The following is a 16025-nucleotide window of genomic DNA, read 5'->3' on the forward strand; positions in this document are numbered from 1 at the left end:
ACTTCGAGGTTCATTGCCGGATCGCATGAAAAAGCTGTTTGAAATCAACCCCAATTTGGATCGTGGAGCGCTAGCAAAACGTTTTGCTCAGACCACGCGAGTGCAAATCCGCGACGTTCTGACTGACGAGACAGCGCGCGAGCTGCAGACAATCCTGATGAAGGGAACCCGCTGGGCAATGGCGTTGCGCGGTGGCGACAGTGCGGAAACACCGCCGGTTTCCATTTCGAATACCGAAATCGCGACGCAGGCGGGCGCGCAACGGGTCAACCAGATGGCCAAGGAAGCGCATGAGGCATCGGCGCGCGGGGACTATGGATTTCGCTACGCACACTATTCTTTGGTCGAGGATGTTCAGGAGAAACGGAACCCGGACGGCCCGCATCACTTGCTGCTGGAGCATCTCAATGCGCCGGAGTTTCTTGACCTTGCACGCGAGGTGACGGGGATTCCCGATCTTATGCGCGCAGATGGGCAGGCAACGCTTTACGCTGCCCAGCATTATCTGGGGCGGCACTCTGACAGCCATGTCGCCGAAGGCTGGCGTGTGGCCTATGTGCTCAACCTCGCGCGGGAGGACTGGCATCCGGACTGGGGCGGCTATCTGACTTTCCTGAATGATGATGGCGACATCGTGGAGGGGTTCCGTCCGCGTTTCAATGCGCTGAACCTGTTCGCTGTCCCGCAAGCCCATGCGGTTAGCTACGTACCACCTTTCGCCCCGGCAGGCCGCTATGCCGTAACCGGTTGGCTCCGCGATTGATGACTGCGACGCCGTTTGACATTCATAACAAGGCGATAGCCGCCGAACAGGCTGGCAATCGCGCAGAGGCTCAGCGAATTATGGCGGAGGGTCTCGCCGTGTATCCGCAGGACGCTGCACTGGCGAGCAGCGCTGGGTCGTTGACGATACGTGCAGGCGATGCGGCAGCCGCGGCTAAACATTTCGAGCGAGCGCTAGAACTGGAGCCGGGCAACCTGGAATTCGCGATCAATCTGGCAATCGCGCTCGATAGCAGCGGGGCATCAGCCGAAGCTGCGACGCTCTTGCAACGATATGAAGAGGCGGGGAAGTCGCTCGCGCGTTACTGGTCTGTACGCGGCACTGCCCATCGCAATGCGCGCGATCTGACAGCGGTACCGCCAACGCATATGACCGCTGCCTCTCTCTGGAACCTCAACATGCAAAGGCGCTGCACGGTACCGGGCACGCATAGCTTTGGATCGGTGTGACGATGATGCGTTACCACGGTTCGACCGTGCGATAACAGTCAATCCGGGTGAGCCAGATCTATGGCTGGGCAAGGCACAAGCGCTTGATCTGGCAGGCGACCATTCTGGCGCACGCACGATCATGGAGCAGGTCGCCGCACAGGCGCCGGGTTGGACTGAGGGGCTGAGGTTCCTCGCGCAACTCAGGCTGGCGGCTGGTGAGAAGGATTTCACCGGGCATTACACAGATGCCGCGGCGAAACATCCGCAAGACCCAAACATTCCGGTCGAACAAGCCGCAACCTTGGCAGGGCTTGATTATGCCGCCGAGGCTGCGGATGTGGTGGCAGATGCACGCAAACGCTTTCCAACTGAGCCATTTTTCGAATTTCTCGAGGCGCTCCATGCCGGCGCTGCTGGCCAATGGGATCGAGCCGAGACAATCTTCCAGGGTTTGTCACTTGATACCGGCGAACGGGCCCTGCATGAGGCGCGGCACAGGATCAGAGCCGGGCAGACAGATCGCGCAGAAAGCTTGCTTGACCGGGCTTTGACGGATGACCCGTGGAGCGTCTCAGCCTGGGCTTTGCGCGGAATCGTGTGGAGGCTGACCGGCGACGCCCGGGCGGAATGGCTCCATGGTCAGGATGACCTGTTCTGCAAGCGCGCGCTTGTCTGTGATGGTACGTTAATCGAGCGGGCAACAGAGCATTTGCGCGGGCTGCATGAGGGATTGCCGACGCCACTTGGTCAATCGCTAAGAGGCGGCTCTCAAACTCGTGGACTGCTGTTCGATAGACCCGCGCCGGTCTTGCAAGAGTTGAAGGGCGCAATTCTGGAGACGTTGGAGACCTATCGCCGCGATTTGCCGGCTGCAGATCTGACCCATCCGCTACTGCGTCATCGAGACATACCGATTGGCCTGGCGGGATCGTGGTCAGTGCGCCTGAACGGCGGCGGCGATTATCACACGTCGCATATCCACCCGCAGGGTCTGGTGTCCTCCGCGCTGTATCTTGTGGTACCGGATGATGCCTCCGGCAGTCAGCGAAAGGGATGGCTGGAGATTGGACGCCCTCCACCAGACCTCAATCTCGACCTCCCCCCACTGGAGGTTTTTCGACCTGAGCCTGGCTATCTCGTATTGTTTCCCAGCACATTGTATCATGGCACAACACCATTTGGGGATGCGGAGCGTATGACGGTAGCTTTTGATGGGGTCCCCATGGCACAAGTGATCGCATGAGCAGTACCGCGAGCAATGAGGTTTGGGACGCATTCTGGGCGCAAAACGCACGGACACCCGGCGGCGTATCAGCAGATGGCGGTGGATGTTTGCCGCAACGTTGGGCCGCGATTGAGGATGCTCAACGCGAAGCTTGGGCCTCATTTGTGGAACCTTTGCCAATCGAGGCAAAGCTGCTCGATTTGGCGACGGGCGACGGGCGGGTGCTGCGATGGATAAAAGAACTACGCAGCGACTTGATGCTGACTGGCACGGACCTCGCCCCGCAATTGCCGCCCGCTCCAGCAGGTATCTCGATACATCCGGGCGTTGCGATGGAAGAATTACCCTTCGATGACGCCAGCTTTGATGCCGTCACCAGCCAGTTTGGGTTTGAATATGGAGAGATAGGAAAGGTCGTTGCGGAGATCGCCCGTGTCTTGGCGCCTCAGGGACAGGTTGGCCTCATGATGCATCGCGGCGATGGCCCTATTCTAGAGCACAACGCGAAACGGCGCGATGAAATCGATTGGGTTCTGGGCAGCGCCGAGGTGGTGCGCCGAACACGTGACAAGATGAAGAAGAATGCAGACCTCGCTAGCATCGTCAACATGGCCGCGAAAATCGCTGACGAAGGCGCAAAGCGTTTTGGTGAAAGCTCGCCAGCCTGGGAGATTGCCGAGGCGGTTCGTAGAACCCTGATCATGGGTGCCCGCAGTGGAGTTCAAAGTGTCTTGAACACGTTGAGCGCGATCGAAAACCAGGCGCAAAACGAAATCGGCAGGATCAACTCTCTGCAGAATGCCTGTAAAACTGCCGATGCTAGAGAAGCTATTCTTGCCACATTTGCGGCCAATGGCATTGTTGCGCAAGAAACCCGGACAGTATGTGAACCATCTGGCCGCGCGTTCGCGGATATTGTGACCTTCGCTCAAAGCTAGCGCCATATGCGGCTAGCTTGCTGGCGCTAGGCACCAATGAGCCCGATATCCTCGACGTGTAGGTTATCCATAACCATCGAAAATTCATATAACTTGGGGCAAGCAAGCCGAAGCCCAAATGTGTTATCGCACAGGCTCATAAGAACAGGCACATAAGAAAAGGGCGGCGAACCGAAGTCCACCGCCCCTTCTTTAAGTCTGTCTTCCGACAGGCCCGTTCTTAGAACTTGAACGAACCTGAGAGGAAGTAACGACGACCCAGCACGTCATATGTGCTTGGGTAAGTGTTCGCCTGCTCCTGGTTATCACCGAGCAGTAGGAACGTACCTTGTGACTGGTCAACCAGACCCGCCGCATCGAACTGAGGCGTGTCAGGCAGCGTGTCGAACACGTTGTTGACGCCCATGTTGATGGTGACGTTCTCGTTCACTTCGAAAGCGAATGAGAGGTCGAAGTTGTCATATGAGTCAAGCTCAAGGATACCGTTCAGTGGCTCAAGTGATGATGGATCATCATCCTCAAGACCGCTCAGGTGACGCCAGCGGATCGATGTAGTTACCGGACCATCTGTGAATGACAGACGGCTGGTCCATTTCCACTCAGGTGTTGGCTCGCCACATGTCCGGTACGAAGAAACCGGCACAAACGTTGACTGTGTCAAAACCCTGCACAGGCGTGAAGTTGTTCGTATCGGTGTAGGTACCGAGGAAGTTGAAGTTCACGCGCTGCTCACCAGTGTCAGTGAAGAGCGAGAATGGAATTGAAGTCGTGTAGTTGACTTCAAGGTCCACACCCTTGGTCTCAAGGCTAGCAATGTTGTCGAACGGAACCAGAGGTGCCGTTGCGGTTGTGATTGCACCGCTGCCATCACGTCCGATACCGCCCGCAAAAGGCGCACAGATCGGATCATTGATATCCTGAACCTGATTGAAACACAGGTCGAGCGTGTTGTTGAAACCGCCACCGAAGGTCGCAATTGCGTCTTCGATTTCGATATCAAAATAGTCGACTGTGAGCGTCAAGCCAGGAATGAAGCTCGGCTGCAGAACAACGCCAACGGTGAAGCTGGTTGAGGTTTCTTCCTGGAGGTTCGGGTTGCCACCAAATGTCGCAGGGATCTGAGCATTCGGCTGAATGTTACCGCCACCGACTTCGGTACGCTGGAACACCACTTGCGATACAGGTCGCAGTCAAACCGGCTGCATCAACACCATCAGTAGGTGCGTTGTTACATGGATCAATCGCACTTGGGAAACCAATCGACAGACCACGGGCCAACTCGTCCACGTTCGGCGCGCGAATTGCACGCTGGTACTGAGCACGCAGGATCACATCCGGAATTGGTGAGAAAGTAGCACCACCGGCATAAGTCCAGACGCCGCCAACGTTATCGAGCGAGTAATCAGAATAGCGCGCCGCGCCATTCAACTCGAGACGAGCCTGACCGAACTCGACAGGAATGTTAAGCTCCGCAAAGAGCTCCTTCACATCGTAGCTAGCTTCGGTTGACTGACCAGCGTTAAAGCCAATCACGTCGCCTGAAGATAGGGCGGTATCAGGAAGGAACTGCGACGCAGTCTGGCGGTACTCTGTACCAACCGCGAATGCGATTGGATCGGAATCACCAATGGCGAAGTCGCCAAAAGTACCCGACACCGTAGCGTTAGCCACTTCCAGAGTTGAGATATCACCGTTCTGTGCCTGGATCGAAATCGCAGCCACCTGAGCCGGTGTCAGCGTGTTCGGGCCGAAGATGTTGATCGGTGTTGCGCCTGGAGTGCCATCAAGGCCAGCCTGGAAAGCTGAGCGCGAGATGTTACCCTGCTGAACGTTGGCGTTCCGTGTACGCGCATAGAAATAGTGCGCATCGTAGGTCAGGTAGTCGCCAATTGGGCCAGTAACACCGCCGAGTACGCGGAAAGCGTTGCGCTCGTCGAGCGTGTTACGCGCACCGGTCTCGATGGTACGACGCTGAACGAAGAAGTTCACTACGCCCGGATCGTCAACCTGAGGTGTAAATTGAACACCGGGAGTGTCGGGATCCTGGTCAGCCATAGCAGCGTTGAACGCTGCGACGGAAGCCGTCTCTGCAGCGTCAATTGCCTGCAATTGAGCAAAATCTCCGCCGACAAGGAACGGTTGCGCAGTTGCAAGGTCAACATTGAAGTTGCCAGTCACCGGAGTGGCGGCCAGTTCCTGCGCTACGCGGTTATTCACATAGGCGATTTCGGTGTAGAAGCTGTGGCCGCCACCGATATCGTAGTCTGCATAGCCGCCAAGCAGATAACGCTCTTGCGGGATCTGAAGGTAGTTAACCGGTGCATAGTTGTACAAATCACCAGTACGGCGACGGAAATCGCCAGGTGTGTCGTCAAAAACAACACCAGTGCCAAAACCACTCGCACCTGCATCGCCGAATTCAGTACCAGCTGGCAGACCAACATCGCCATTGGCACCACCAAGATAGCGCAGAACGCCATTTGGCAGAGTTGACGAGCCTGACAGGCTGTTCGGGATGTTGAAGTTTTCACCACCAATGGCATTGCGTGAGAAGTCACGGTCGCCCTGGAAGATGTCTCCACGGTTGAAGTATTCAGCGAACACAGTTGCACTACCGCGACCGTCATCAAACGATGTGCCGATTGCGCCGTGGAGCTGATATGTCTCGCCATCACCACGTTCGGTGAGTGAGTACTGACCACCGAACTCAACGCCATCAACTTCGCGCAGGCGGAAGTTAACAACACCGGCAAGCGCGTCAGAACCATAAACAGCTGAAGCACCACCGGTCACAACATCGACAGAGTCGATCAAGAATGATGGGATGGTGTTGAGGTCAACCACTTGGGTGGTATCAAAGAACATCCAGCGACGGCCATTGACCAGCACGAGGCTACGAGTCACGCCGAGGCCACGCAGGTTCAGCGTGGCTGTACCGTTACCTGGGTTGTTTGAGAACGAGGTGTTGCCTGGGACAACCTGAGGCAGCGTGTTCACAACGTTTTCAACGTTGACCGTACCAGACAGCGAGAACTCTTCGTCGGAAACAACTGCGATCGGTGCAGCGGTATCGACAGTACGGCGCGCGATGCGCGAACCGGTAACAATAATCGGCGCGCCTTCTTCGACGCCCTCTTCTGCTTCCGGTAGATCTGCATCTTGTGCCACAGCTGGCGATGCGATCAAGGCACCCGCCATGAACGTGCCAGCAAGCAAAGATGCTTTGCTAAAGCGTGTAGACATTTCAATCCCCTAACGTTTCGGGAGCAGTTCGCACCCGATAAAGGTTGGCATCAGGCACTACACCTGAATGTTGCCGCCAATAGGACAGGCCAATCCACCGCTGCAATGCAACAATGTTAAGATTCCTCGGGATGATCAGCAGGTGTGGCAATCCTGTTACAGTTGTGACTTGTGGTTGCAATGATGCTCAAGATGCTCGAACCATCGCTTTCAACTCACTCAAATCTGGAGCTGTTAACCGTGCTGCGACATATTCTTATCGAAATTCAGCCAGAGAGTTTGAGAAAATTGCATATCTTTGCAGTGGGAATTGCGGCGGCAGCCATTTTCGCCCTCCCCTCACCCGCCTTCGCTCAATCAGAAAATCCCGATTTTCTAGCCAATTTGCGCGAATGCAGCGCCATTCAGAACGATGGGGATCGTCTTGCCTGTTACGATCAATCTGTCAGCGCTGTCGTCGCAGCCAGCGATGCTGGTGAGGTGCAGATCGTCGATAAGGAAGACGTCGAGGAGACGCGGCGCGGCCTTTTCGGCTTCACCCTGCCTAAAACGGGGTTGTTTGGTGGAAACGGAAAGGATGACGATCTCAACACGCTCGAATCCGAAGTGACCTCGGTGCGTCGGCTCCCGCGCGATACTTATGTTTTCAAGATCACAGAAGGCAGCGTCTGGCGCATCGCAAACGCGCCTATGCGTCTGCGCCCGCCCCGCACGGGCGATAAGGTGGTTTTTAAGAAAGCGGCGCTCGGCTCATACTTCATTCGCATTGCGGGACAGACCGGGGTCAAAGGTCGCCGGATTGAGTGACCGCTGTTGGGCGATCCCGCCCGGAATTACGAAGACACATATTCCAAAGACATATATTGAAGAGCCCCGCTTCTCAACACTGAGAAGCGGGGCTCGTTCTTGTCAGCTAGAGCCGTTTCTTACAGACCGCCTGGCCCGCAGTCATTCTCGAGGAAATCGAGCATCTTGGTATAAAGCGCCTGCTGGTGCTGATACGTCAGCGTGTTTCCAAAGTGATCGGCACCCTTCAGTGTCAGATATTGCGCATTCGTCTGACCGGCCTTCTCCATCGCTTTTTGATAGTCTTTGAGGTTGAAGTAACGGACACGGCGATCAACATCGCCATGTACCATCAGCAGCGGAATGTTGACCTTGCCGACCTCGTCGATTGGATTGATGCCAATCATGCCGCGGCGCTGCGCCCAATCATCGATCGCCTTAGGGGTATCCGGTCCGCTTCGCTGCTTATAGGTCTTTTCAGCATCCGCAACCGCAGCCACGGCGATGGTGCATTGATAAAGCTGATCTTCCCGTGAAGCAGCGACCAAGGCTGCGTACCCGCCATATGACCAACCAAAAAGGCCACACGGTCCGGATCTGCCAAGCCTTGCTCGATGAGGTACTTCACACCGTCATCTTTGTCGTCCTGCATCGCGAGACCATGCTCACCATAGCCAGCGTCAAAGTGCTTCTTGCCCCAACCGGTCGAGATGCGGTTTTGCGGATAGAGTACCATATAGCCGGCATTGGCAAGCATCTGGCCCATCTCAGCCCAACCTTGAACAGCATTAACATGCGGGCCGCCATTATGTTGAACGACAAGCGGGAAAGGCCCCTCGCCTTTGGGGATCGTGACATAGCCTGGGATAGTGAGGCCATCACGCGCCTTATAACGAATATACTTTACATCCGCGAGCTTCTCTGGGTCGATTAGAGGGTTTCTGCTTCCCAGTTTGGCCATCCCGCCATCTTTCACCAGCCAGTACGATCCAGGATCGCGTGGCCCCGTATTCTGCACGATCATGGTCTTCCCATCACGAGAACGGCTGGTGATGGAAACCTGATGCGCATAGGGGATGTTCTTGGACACCGCTTCGTGAAGCGCCTTCTCTTCCTCGTCGAAATAATGGCGCTCATATTTGGCGCCAGGATACACGGCGAAAGCCAGTTTGTCGTTCCCGGGAATGGTATTGAGGCCGATTCCCAGCACGTCAGACTCTTCGCTCTCGAACAGCTTGGTGCCCAGCTGGCCAGTCCTGAAATCAAATTCATATAGCGCGGCTTTGTCACCACCGTTTCGATCCAGGAAGTAACCGATGTTCGGGTCGTCATGCTTGTAGCCAACTACGCCCCAAGGTCCTCCGAGAAACTGATAGAGGTTCTCATGGTCGTCTTGGTCAAACGTTTCGGGATGCTTGATCCAGCCGCCACCATCTGCGGCTTGGAACCATGGCTGAATCTCGTTGGTATTCTGATCAAGAGAAACACGGAAACGGGGATTGCCCTTATTGTCGAACTGTGTCGTTGGAAACTTCTCACTGCCCTTAACGACGAGCGAGCGGGTGCCCCTTTGCAGGTCAAACTTGTAGTAGGAGCGTGGGCGAAACGCCGCAAAAGGGTCGACTCCCGTCGCATCAGCAACAGGGCGACCGCTGGCAATAAGAACTTTGTTCGGCTCGCTGGGTAGGGTTTCGATGATTTCAAAGTTGCCATCCACCTCGGCAAACTTGTTATCTTTCAGGCTGTAAGCAAAGCTTTTATACTCTCGTACGTCTTCTTCAGGTCCGGTCACACGGCTGCGGACAACCTTCCATGCCTGACCATAAATATAATTGTCGCTGACCCAGCGTGCATTAATAATTTCCATCGGATCAGCGTTAAGTCGGCGCAGCGGCTTACTCAGATCGTCGCTCTTGTAGATCTCCATGACATAGTCGCCTTCGCGGCTTTCTGTCTTATGCACCAGAATGTGCTTCCCATCAGGTGAAACCTGCACCGCATTGACGACAGTGCGAAGCGACCAAACCTCGACTGGAATGGTAGCGCTGTTTTGCGCGGAGCTGGTGGCTAGGACACCGGTTAAGGCTGCAAAGCCAGCCGCCGCAGCGAAGACTGATTTGGTCAAAATTTTCATTTTTGCGACTCACTAGAAAGATTTGAATTCTGCGATGATAAAAAAAGGGCGGCGCGATGCAAGTGCACCATGCCGCCCTCCTTCTAATTCATTGAATATGAATGGAATTAGAACTCTTTACGGATCGACATAAAGAACTCGGTTCCGTCATAATCGTATCCAGCACCGACAGCAGTGTTTGAAATGTCAGTAATGCCTGTTGCGAATGGGCTCACCTGAGGTGGTGCAGTGTCGAACAGGTTGTCGACACCAGCGATAATAGTCAGGCCATCCTTACGGTAACGCAGCGACACTGTGTGCAAAAACTGCTCATCAGCAAAGCCAACCGGGCGGCAGAAAACACCGTCCCCTGCGACAACACCATCTGGAACATCGTTCGCATCCCGTGAACCGCCACCGAGGCATGTGCTTCCGTTGGCACCAACGAAGGCTCCGTTCTCATCGAAACCGAATACGTCAGAGAACGGATCGATATTGTCCGGATCTTGATCAACAGGTCCGGTGTACCTGACCTGCCAAGTCAGGCGCCACTCATCGAGATCAGCTGTGAAAGTCGTACGGTACGGTCCAGCGTGGGAATGCGAACTCACCCGTATCTTCATCGAAATCCGGCGTGCCATCATCGCCAATAAACAGCGAGCTACGCTCAATCAGATGGTTCGCACGGAAATTGATCCCGAAATCGACCAGTTTGCCAAACATATCGACCTCTTTGCCAAATGTGGCATTTAGATCGATACCGCGGACGCTTTCTTCGTTCAGGTTAATGAACCCGGCAAACACATCAGACACAAGCCGAGTCGTCGTGGTTGATACACTGATCCGATCACAGAATGTGCTGCGGTTGGTATCTTCGCGCGCGTAGCAGTCGTTGAGGATAAACTGAGCAGATGGTGAAACGATCGAGTCTTTCACCTTAATGTCATAGTAGTTCAAGCCGAGGCTAATGTCGAAACCATCACCAAAGGTCTCTTCGAATGCGAAGCCAGCGGTGATTGAACGCGATGTTTCAGGATCAATGTCTAGGCTACCGCCACGAGCGACTTCAACACTGGTCAACTGCTGCGGCGGGAGCGAAACGCCCGTGGCTGGGTCTGGCTGCAGTCCAGCAGCGGTCGGGTCACGACCCTCGCGAATACAGTTATCAAGCGTCGATTGATTACGCGTTTCAAGCGCCGGATTGTATGTGTTCGTGTTTGTGTCGAACGCATCATCTGGAACTGCGCATGGATCAAACAAAGTGTTAAATCCAGTTTGTGAGCCAAGGAAGTTTTCACGCAGGTTTGGCGCACGGAACGAAGTACCATAGCTGAACTTGAGCAGCAGTGGATCAATCGGACGCCAGCCGGCCTTCACAGCATATGTGAAGTTAGTGCCGTAAAACTCCTCATCAGTGACACGGCCAGAAAGGTTCAGGCTGAGCTCGCGCACCCAAGGCTTGTCTGCCTGCAGCGGAATATCGATCTCCGCAAACGCTTCTTTAATGTCTTTGCTGCCGACTGCGCCGCTGTCAGCGAAGAAGCCGAAGAAGAGACCGTTCGAAGCAACGCTATTCGCGATAGAACGAATTTCGTCACGGCGGAATTCCGCACCGATCACGGCACCAACTGGGCCAGCTGGCAGATCGAACAGATTACCAGTCGCAAAAGCACTGAACACCGATTGCTCATAAATCGTATCGAAGCTGCGGTTGCCGAACACGTAATCACGTTCTGCAGTCGTAGCGAAGTCACCCAGTGCAACACCAAGAACGCTCGGCGCGAAGAGGTTCACTGGGACACATCCCTGCGTTAAATCAGCCAATGCTGCGTTCGGATTCGCAAGAGCAGACGCGTCACAAGGCGTGATCGAAGAAGGATCGCCCACAATTTGCGAGATAAGACCGGTGCCGACCGACTGACCTGAAATGTAGTCGTCAGCGATGCCGTCACCATTGTTATCAAAGATGCCGTCACCATCAAAGTCAGCTGTCGGGTCGATACCGAGCGCGAAAGCAAGCTTGTCTTCGCGAATACCACGAGTAAGCGACGTCCCCTCAGAACGCGAGAAGAGAGCGGATGCTTCAAAGCTCCAACTTGGCGCTATGAAGGGCAGATCGCCTTTGATGCCAATTACACCACGATATTGCTCTTGGACAACATCAAAGTTGTTCCGATCATCTTGAATGGCAAATACTGGTCGAACCGAGATAGGTCCGAGTCCGCTACGGCCTGAGCCGGGAAGCGCACCCTCTGTGTCGGCACGACAATCGATGCCGCTAACAGCAGTGTTACAGGGGTTGAACGGGTTGTCGTCCGGTACGAATGGAAACACCTGCGCGAAGAAAGTGTTATCAGCAGCAACTTCAGCGCGGCTGTAATTCGCTTCGAAGAAAGCCGTGATGTTAGCGTCCCCCGGGAACGCATACTCACCATAAGCCATGACGTTGAACAGTTCTTGCTCGCTCAAGAAGATTTGATCCTCTTGAACGCCGTTAGTGTTCTGATCATTCAAGAAGTCAACGTCGCGAACACCGTCGCCATCACCGTCGACTGGTGAGCCGTTGAAGAATGATTCGAGGAAGTTTGGAATACCCGAGTTACTCTCGCCTTCGCGGAAGTAGACGGAACCAACACTCGTGAATGGAATGATAATCCGACCATTGAAGCCTGATTGAATACACTCACTCGTCGATGTGGTGATCGTACCGCCGCTATCAGCCAGTGCGTTTGCTTGCTGGTTAATACCAAGCGTGCGGATCTCGCCCGTGTTAGTAATGTCGAGGTTGGTCGTACAACCGCGGAAGAAGTCGCGATCCCGCAGACGAATTTCATCGCGATAATCGTATTCCACACCAATGCCGAAAAAGGCGCGGTCCGTATTGAAGCCGTAGGCACCGCTAAGCGTATAGTCTTCACCGGAACCTTGTGGGTTTAGTTCACCGCGCGCGAACAGCTCCAGACCATCAAAGTCTTTCCGCAGGATAACGTTAGCCACACCGGCAACAGCATCAGAGCCGTAAATCGATGACGCGCCGTCCAGCAGGAGGTCTGTACGGTCAATCAGTGAGCCGGGCAACAGGTTCAGCGATGGCGCGGTCGGGGCACCCTCAACACCTGCCGGTGCAAGGCGGCGACCATTAACCAGCAGCAACGTTCTATCTGCACCCAGGCCACGAAGGTTCAGCGTTTGCGAACCAGGGCCGTTATCCAGAACAAAGCCCTGGAACGTTGCGTCAATCTGAGTACCAGATGCTGACTCCGAACGCTGAAGGATCTGCGAAGGATCAAACAAACCGGCTTCGTTCTCTTGCTCGGTCCTCAGAACCTGCAGCGGTGAGATGCTGTTGAATGTATCGCGAACAATACGCGAGCCGGTAACGACGATGCCACCTTCGGGCTCGGTCGATTGCGCACCGCTCTCTGTTACGTCTACCTGCTCTTCTTCCTCTTCCGCCTGAACCTCATCAGGCTGCCCCTCATCCTGCGCCAGCGCAGGCGCAGATACTGCAAGGGCAAATGCAGACACAGTGCAGGCGAGACCCGACACCGCGGTGTTGCTAAATTTTTTCATGTTTTCTCCAGTCGCGACAGTCCGACACTGGAGTTCTCCGCCAAAGTGCGGTGCGCGCCCCCACGACGCGCTGCCATCCGATGGCAAGATCGAACGACAATCAGAGACCCCCAGTCCCAACGATGTCGCTGTCATGCAACGCGTACTTGGCGCTTGTCAAAGCACTTTCATAAATTTGCCATTAATGTTGCCTAAATCCCACATTACCTGAATGTTACCGACATAAACTGTCGCGATCCGGCATGTTTAACGCATGAATATTTCCCGAATCACTTTGCGGTAATTTTCAATGCCCCATCGCCTTCATCAATTGTGACGGTAGACCCATCTGGAACATCGCCCTGGAGAATCAGATCGGCAAGCGGATCCTGCACATATCGCTGCACCGCGCGCTTTAGCGGACGAGCTCCGTAAACCGGGTCATAGCCCACGCGGTCGAGCCAGCGCAGCGCCGCGTCAGTAAGGTCGAGCGTGATCTTGCGATCAGTCAGCAGCTTCTGCACGCGCCTGACCTGGATCTCGACGATAGGCGCCATGTGCTCCAGCGCCAGCCGGTGGAACAGGATGATTTCGTCCAAACGGTTGAGGAATTCGGGCCGAAAGTGCCCGCGCACCACATCCATCACCTGCGGTTCAACATCGGCCACCTTCTGATCATCCTCCATATTGGCGAGGAACTGGCTGCCGAGGTTCGACGTGAGAATGATCAGGGTGTTGCTGAAGTCTACGACCCGGCCTTGCCCATCAGTAAGTCGGCCATCATCAAGCACTTGAAGAAGCACGTTGAATACGTCGCTATGCGCCTTCTCTACCTCATCAAACAGCACCACCTGATAGGGGCGCCGACGGACGGCCTCCGTCAGCACGCCGCCTTCTTCATAACCGACATAACCGGGAGGCGCGCCGATCAACCGCGCAACCGCGTGTTTCTCCATGAATTCGGACATGTCGATACGGACCATCGCCTGATCATCATCGAACAGAAACCCGGCGAGCGCTTTCGTCAGCTCTGTCTTGCCGACCCCGGTGGGGCCGAGGAACAGGAACGAGCCAAGGGGGCGCCCTGGGTCCTGCAACCCGGCGCGCGCACGACGCACCGCCTTTGACACACTCTCGATCGCCTGCACTTGCCCGATCACGCGTTTGCCAATGATCTCCTCCATCTGGAGGAGCTTTTCGCGTTCGCCCTCAAGCATTTTATCAATCGGAATGCCGGTCCAGCGGGAAACGACGCTGGCGATATCGTCTTCGGTCACTTCTTCGCGCAGCAACGCGTTTTCTGTGTGCCCGGCAGCTTCATCGAGCTTCTTTTCCAGCTGGGGAATCGTACCGTAAGAAAGCTCGCCAGCCTTCGCTAGGTCTCCTTGCCGCTCTGCCTGTTCCAGTTCGATCCGCGCAGCGTCCAATTCTTCCTTAATCCGGCTCTCGGCATGAATCTTGTCACGCTCATTTTGCCACCGCGTCGTGAGTTCACTGCTTTCCTGTTCAAGCTCGGACAATTCCTTGCGCAGGTTCGCCAGGCGATCCTTCGAGGCATCATCGCTTTCCTTGCCTAGCGCCTGCTCCTCAATCTTCAGCTGGATGATCCGCCGATCCAGCGCCTCAATCTCCTCTGGCTTGCTTTCGACCTCCATGCGGATGCGGCTCGCGGCCTCATCCATCAGGTCAATCGCTTTGTCGGGCAGGAAGCGGTTCTGAATGTAGCGATTGGACAGCTGCGCTGAGGCTACGATCGCGCCGTCTGTGATGCGCACGCCGTGGTGCAATTCGTATTTGTCTTTAATGCCGCGCAGGATCGAAATGGTGTCCTCCACGCTTGGCTCATCAATATAGACCGATTGGAACCGCCGCTGCAGCGCCGGATCCTTCTCGACATATTTCTGATATTCATCGAGCGTGGTCGCGCCGATGCAATGCAGCTCGCCGCGCGACAGCGCAGGCTTCAGAAGATTTGATGCATCCATGCTGCCTTCGCTTGCGCCAGCGCCGATCAGAGTGTGCATCTCATCAATAAACAGGATGATCTGCCCATCCGCGCCCTTCACTTCATCCAGAACCGATTTCAGGCGCTCTTCGAATTCGCCGCGATACTTCGCCCCGGCAATGAGCGCGCCCATATCAAGGCTCATCAGCGTGCGTCCTTTAAGGCTGTCCGGCACGTCACCGTTAGCGATCCTCAGCGCGAGCCCTTCGGCGATAGCCGTCTTACCCGTGCCGGGCTCACCGATGAGCGCAGGGTTATTCTTGGTCCGCCGTGCAAGAATTTGGACCGTACGACGAATTTCTTCATCGCGTCCTATCACGGGGTCGAGTTTGCCATCACGCGCCGCCTGCGTCAGATCGCGGGCGTATTTTTCCATCGCGTCATAGCTTTCTTCGGCGCTCGCGCTGTCGGCGTTACGACCGCCAGTTACGTCTTGGATCGCTACCTCGAGGCTTTTCACATCGACGCCCGCCGCAGCCAGCGCTTTACCTGCATCGGTATCGCCAGCGAGCGCCATCGCCTGCAACAACCGCTGGACGGGCACAAAGCTATCGCCCGCCTTTTCCGCGACTTGCTGCGCGCTGTCCAATATCCGCACGGCGTTATTGTCGAGGCCCGGCGTCTGCTGCGCACCGCCGCCGCTGACCGCTGGAACTTTGGCAAGCGCAGCGTCAATCTCGTCGACAGCAAGCTTGGCATTGCCACCGGCTTTCTGGATCAACCCGCTCGCCATGCCTTCATTGTCTTCAAGCAGCGCCTTCAACAGATGCGCAGGCCCAATCCGCTGATGGTTCATGCGGATCGCAATCGTCTGTGCGGCTTGGAGGAAGCCTTTCGCGCGGTCAGTGAACTTTTCGAGGTTCATCCAGGGATCCTTACGTCATCAAATTCGGCATTCGCCGAGGTGTGTTAGTCGCATATAGGACCCCATCTCGAACCGACAAGACT

General features: G+C 55.5%; 11 protein-coding genes and 1 pseudogene. 5 read left to right on the plus strand and 7 right to left on the minus strand.

Going from position 1 to position 16025, the window contains the following annotated elements:
* Positions 1-25: 25 nt before the first annotated feature.
* From ACZ1GM_RS13070 to ACZ1GM_RS13085, 4 genes are read left to right on the plus strand one after another with little or no spacing between them, the layout of a single operon-like run.
* Positions 26-763: a 2OG-Fe(II) oxygenase gene (locus ACZ1GM_RS13070; RefSeq protein WP_472676834.1), complete on the plus strand. Its 738-nt coding sequence runs from the start codon at positions 26-28 to the stop codon at positions 761-763.
* Complete coding sequence (locus ACZ1GM_RS13075; protein WP_472676835.1) at positions 763-1233, plus strand: tetratricopeptide repeat protein; 471 nt, start codon at positions 763-765, stop codon at positions 1231-1233. Before ACZ1GM_RS13070 ends, ACZ1GM_RS13075 begins: the two co-directional genes overlap by 1 nt.
* Positions 1220-2458: a putative 2OG-Fe(II) oxygenase gene (locus tag ACZ1GM_RS13080; RefSeq protein WP_472676836.1), complete on the plus strand. Its 1239-nt coding sequence runs from the start codon at positions 1220-1222 to the stop codon at positions 2456-2458. Before ACZ1GM_RS13075 ends, ACZ1GM_RS13080 begins: the two co-directional genes overlap by 14 nt.
* Positions 2455-3378, plus strand: coding sequence for a class I SAM-dependent methyltransferase (locus tag ACZ1GM_RS13085; protein WP_472676837.1), 924 nt, complete (start codon positions 2455-2457; stop codon positions 3376-3378). The genes ACZ1GM_RS13080 and ACZ1GM_RS13085 overlap by 4 nt, the downstream gene beginning before the upstream one ends.
* Positions 3379-3598: 220 nt before the next feature.
* Here the strand turns inward: ACZ1GM_RS13085 and ACZ1GM_RS13090 are convergent, their stop codons facing one another.
* From ACZ1GM_RS13090 to ACZ1GM_RS13100, 3 genes are read right to left on the minus strand one after another with little or no spacing between them, the layout of a single operon-like run.
* A complete protein-coding gene (locus ACZ1GM_RS13090; protein ID WP_472676838.1) occupies positions 3599-4039 on the minus strand; it encodes a hypothetical protein in 441 nt (146 codons plus the stop codon).
* The gene (locus ACZ1GM_RS13095; RefSeq protein WP_472676839.1) at positions 3978-4547 is read right to left on the minus strand and encodes a TonB-dependent receptor domain-containing protein; all 570 of its coding nucleotides are present in this window, start codon (positions 4545-4547) and stop codon (positions 3978-3980) included. Before ACZ1GM_RS13095 ends, ACZ1GM_RS13090 begins: the two co-directional genes overlap by 62 nt.
* Entirely contained in the window at positions 4516-6621 is a 2106-nt protein-coding gene (locus ACZ1GM_RS13100) for a TonB-dependent receptor domain-containing protein (RefSeq protein ID WP_472676840.1), read from the minus strand. Before ACZ1GM_RS13100 ends, ACZ1GM_RS13095 begins: the two co-directional genes overlap by 32 nt.
* 240 nt (positions 6622-6861) lie before the next feature.
* On the opposite strand from ACZ1GM_RS13100, the gene ACZ1GM_RS13105 reads away from it, so the two are divergent.
* Positions 6862-7428 (plus strand): hypothetical protein, encoded by a 567-nt coding sequence (locus ACZ1GM_RS13105; RefSeq protein WP_472676841.1) that lies wholly within the window; start codon positions 6862-6864, stop codon positions 7426-7428.
* A 119-nt stretch (positions 7429-7547) separates the two neighbouring features.
* Here ACZ1GM_RS13105 and ACZ1GM_RS13110 read toward each other — a convergent pair.
* From ACZ1GM_RS13110 to clpB, 4 genes and pseudogenes are all read right to left on the minus strand, one after another.
* Positions 7548-9541: pseudogene (locus ACZ1GM_RS13110) on the minus strand (alpha/beta hydrolase family protein).
* Positions 9542-9648: 107 nt separating this feature from the next.
* Positions 9649-10131: a hypothetical protein gene (locus ACZ1GM_RS13115; protein ID WP_472676842.1), complete on the minus strand. Its 483-nt coding sequence runs from the start codon at positions 10129-10131 to the stop codon at positions 9649-9651.
* On the minus strand, positions 10082-13093 hold the full coding sequence (locus ACZ1GM_RS13120) for a TonB-dependent receptor domain-containing protein (protein ID WP_472676843.1): 3012 nt from the start codon (positions 13091-13093) through the stop codon (positions 10082-10084). The genes ACZ1GM_RS13115 and ACZ1GM_RS13120 overlap by 50 nt, the downstream gene beginning before the upstream one ends.
* A gap of 269 nt (positions 13094-13362) precedes the next feature.
* Positions 13363-15942: an ATP-dependent chaperone ClpB gene (gene clpB / locus ACZ1GM_RS13125; protein WP_472676844.1), complete on the minus strand. Its 2580-nt coding sequence runs from the start codon at positions 15940-15942 to the stop codon at positions 13363-13365.
* Between the last annotated feature and the right edge of the window lie 83 nt (positions 15943-16025).

The organism is Qipengyuania sp. JB2-7 (genome assembly GCF_055693485.1).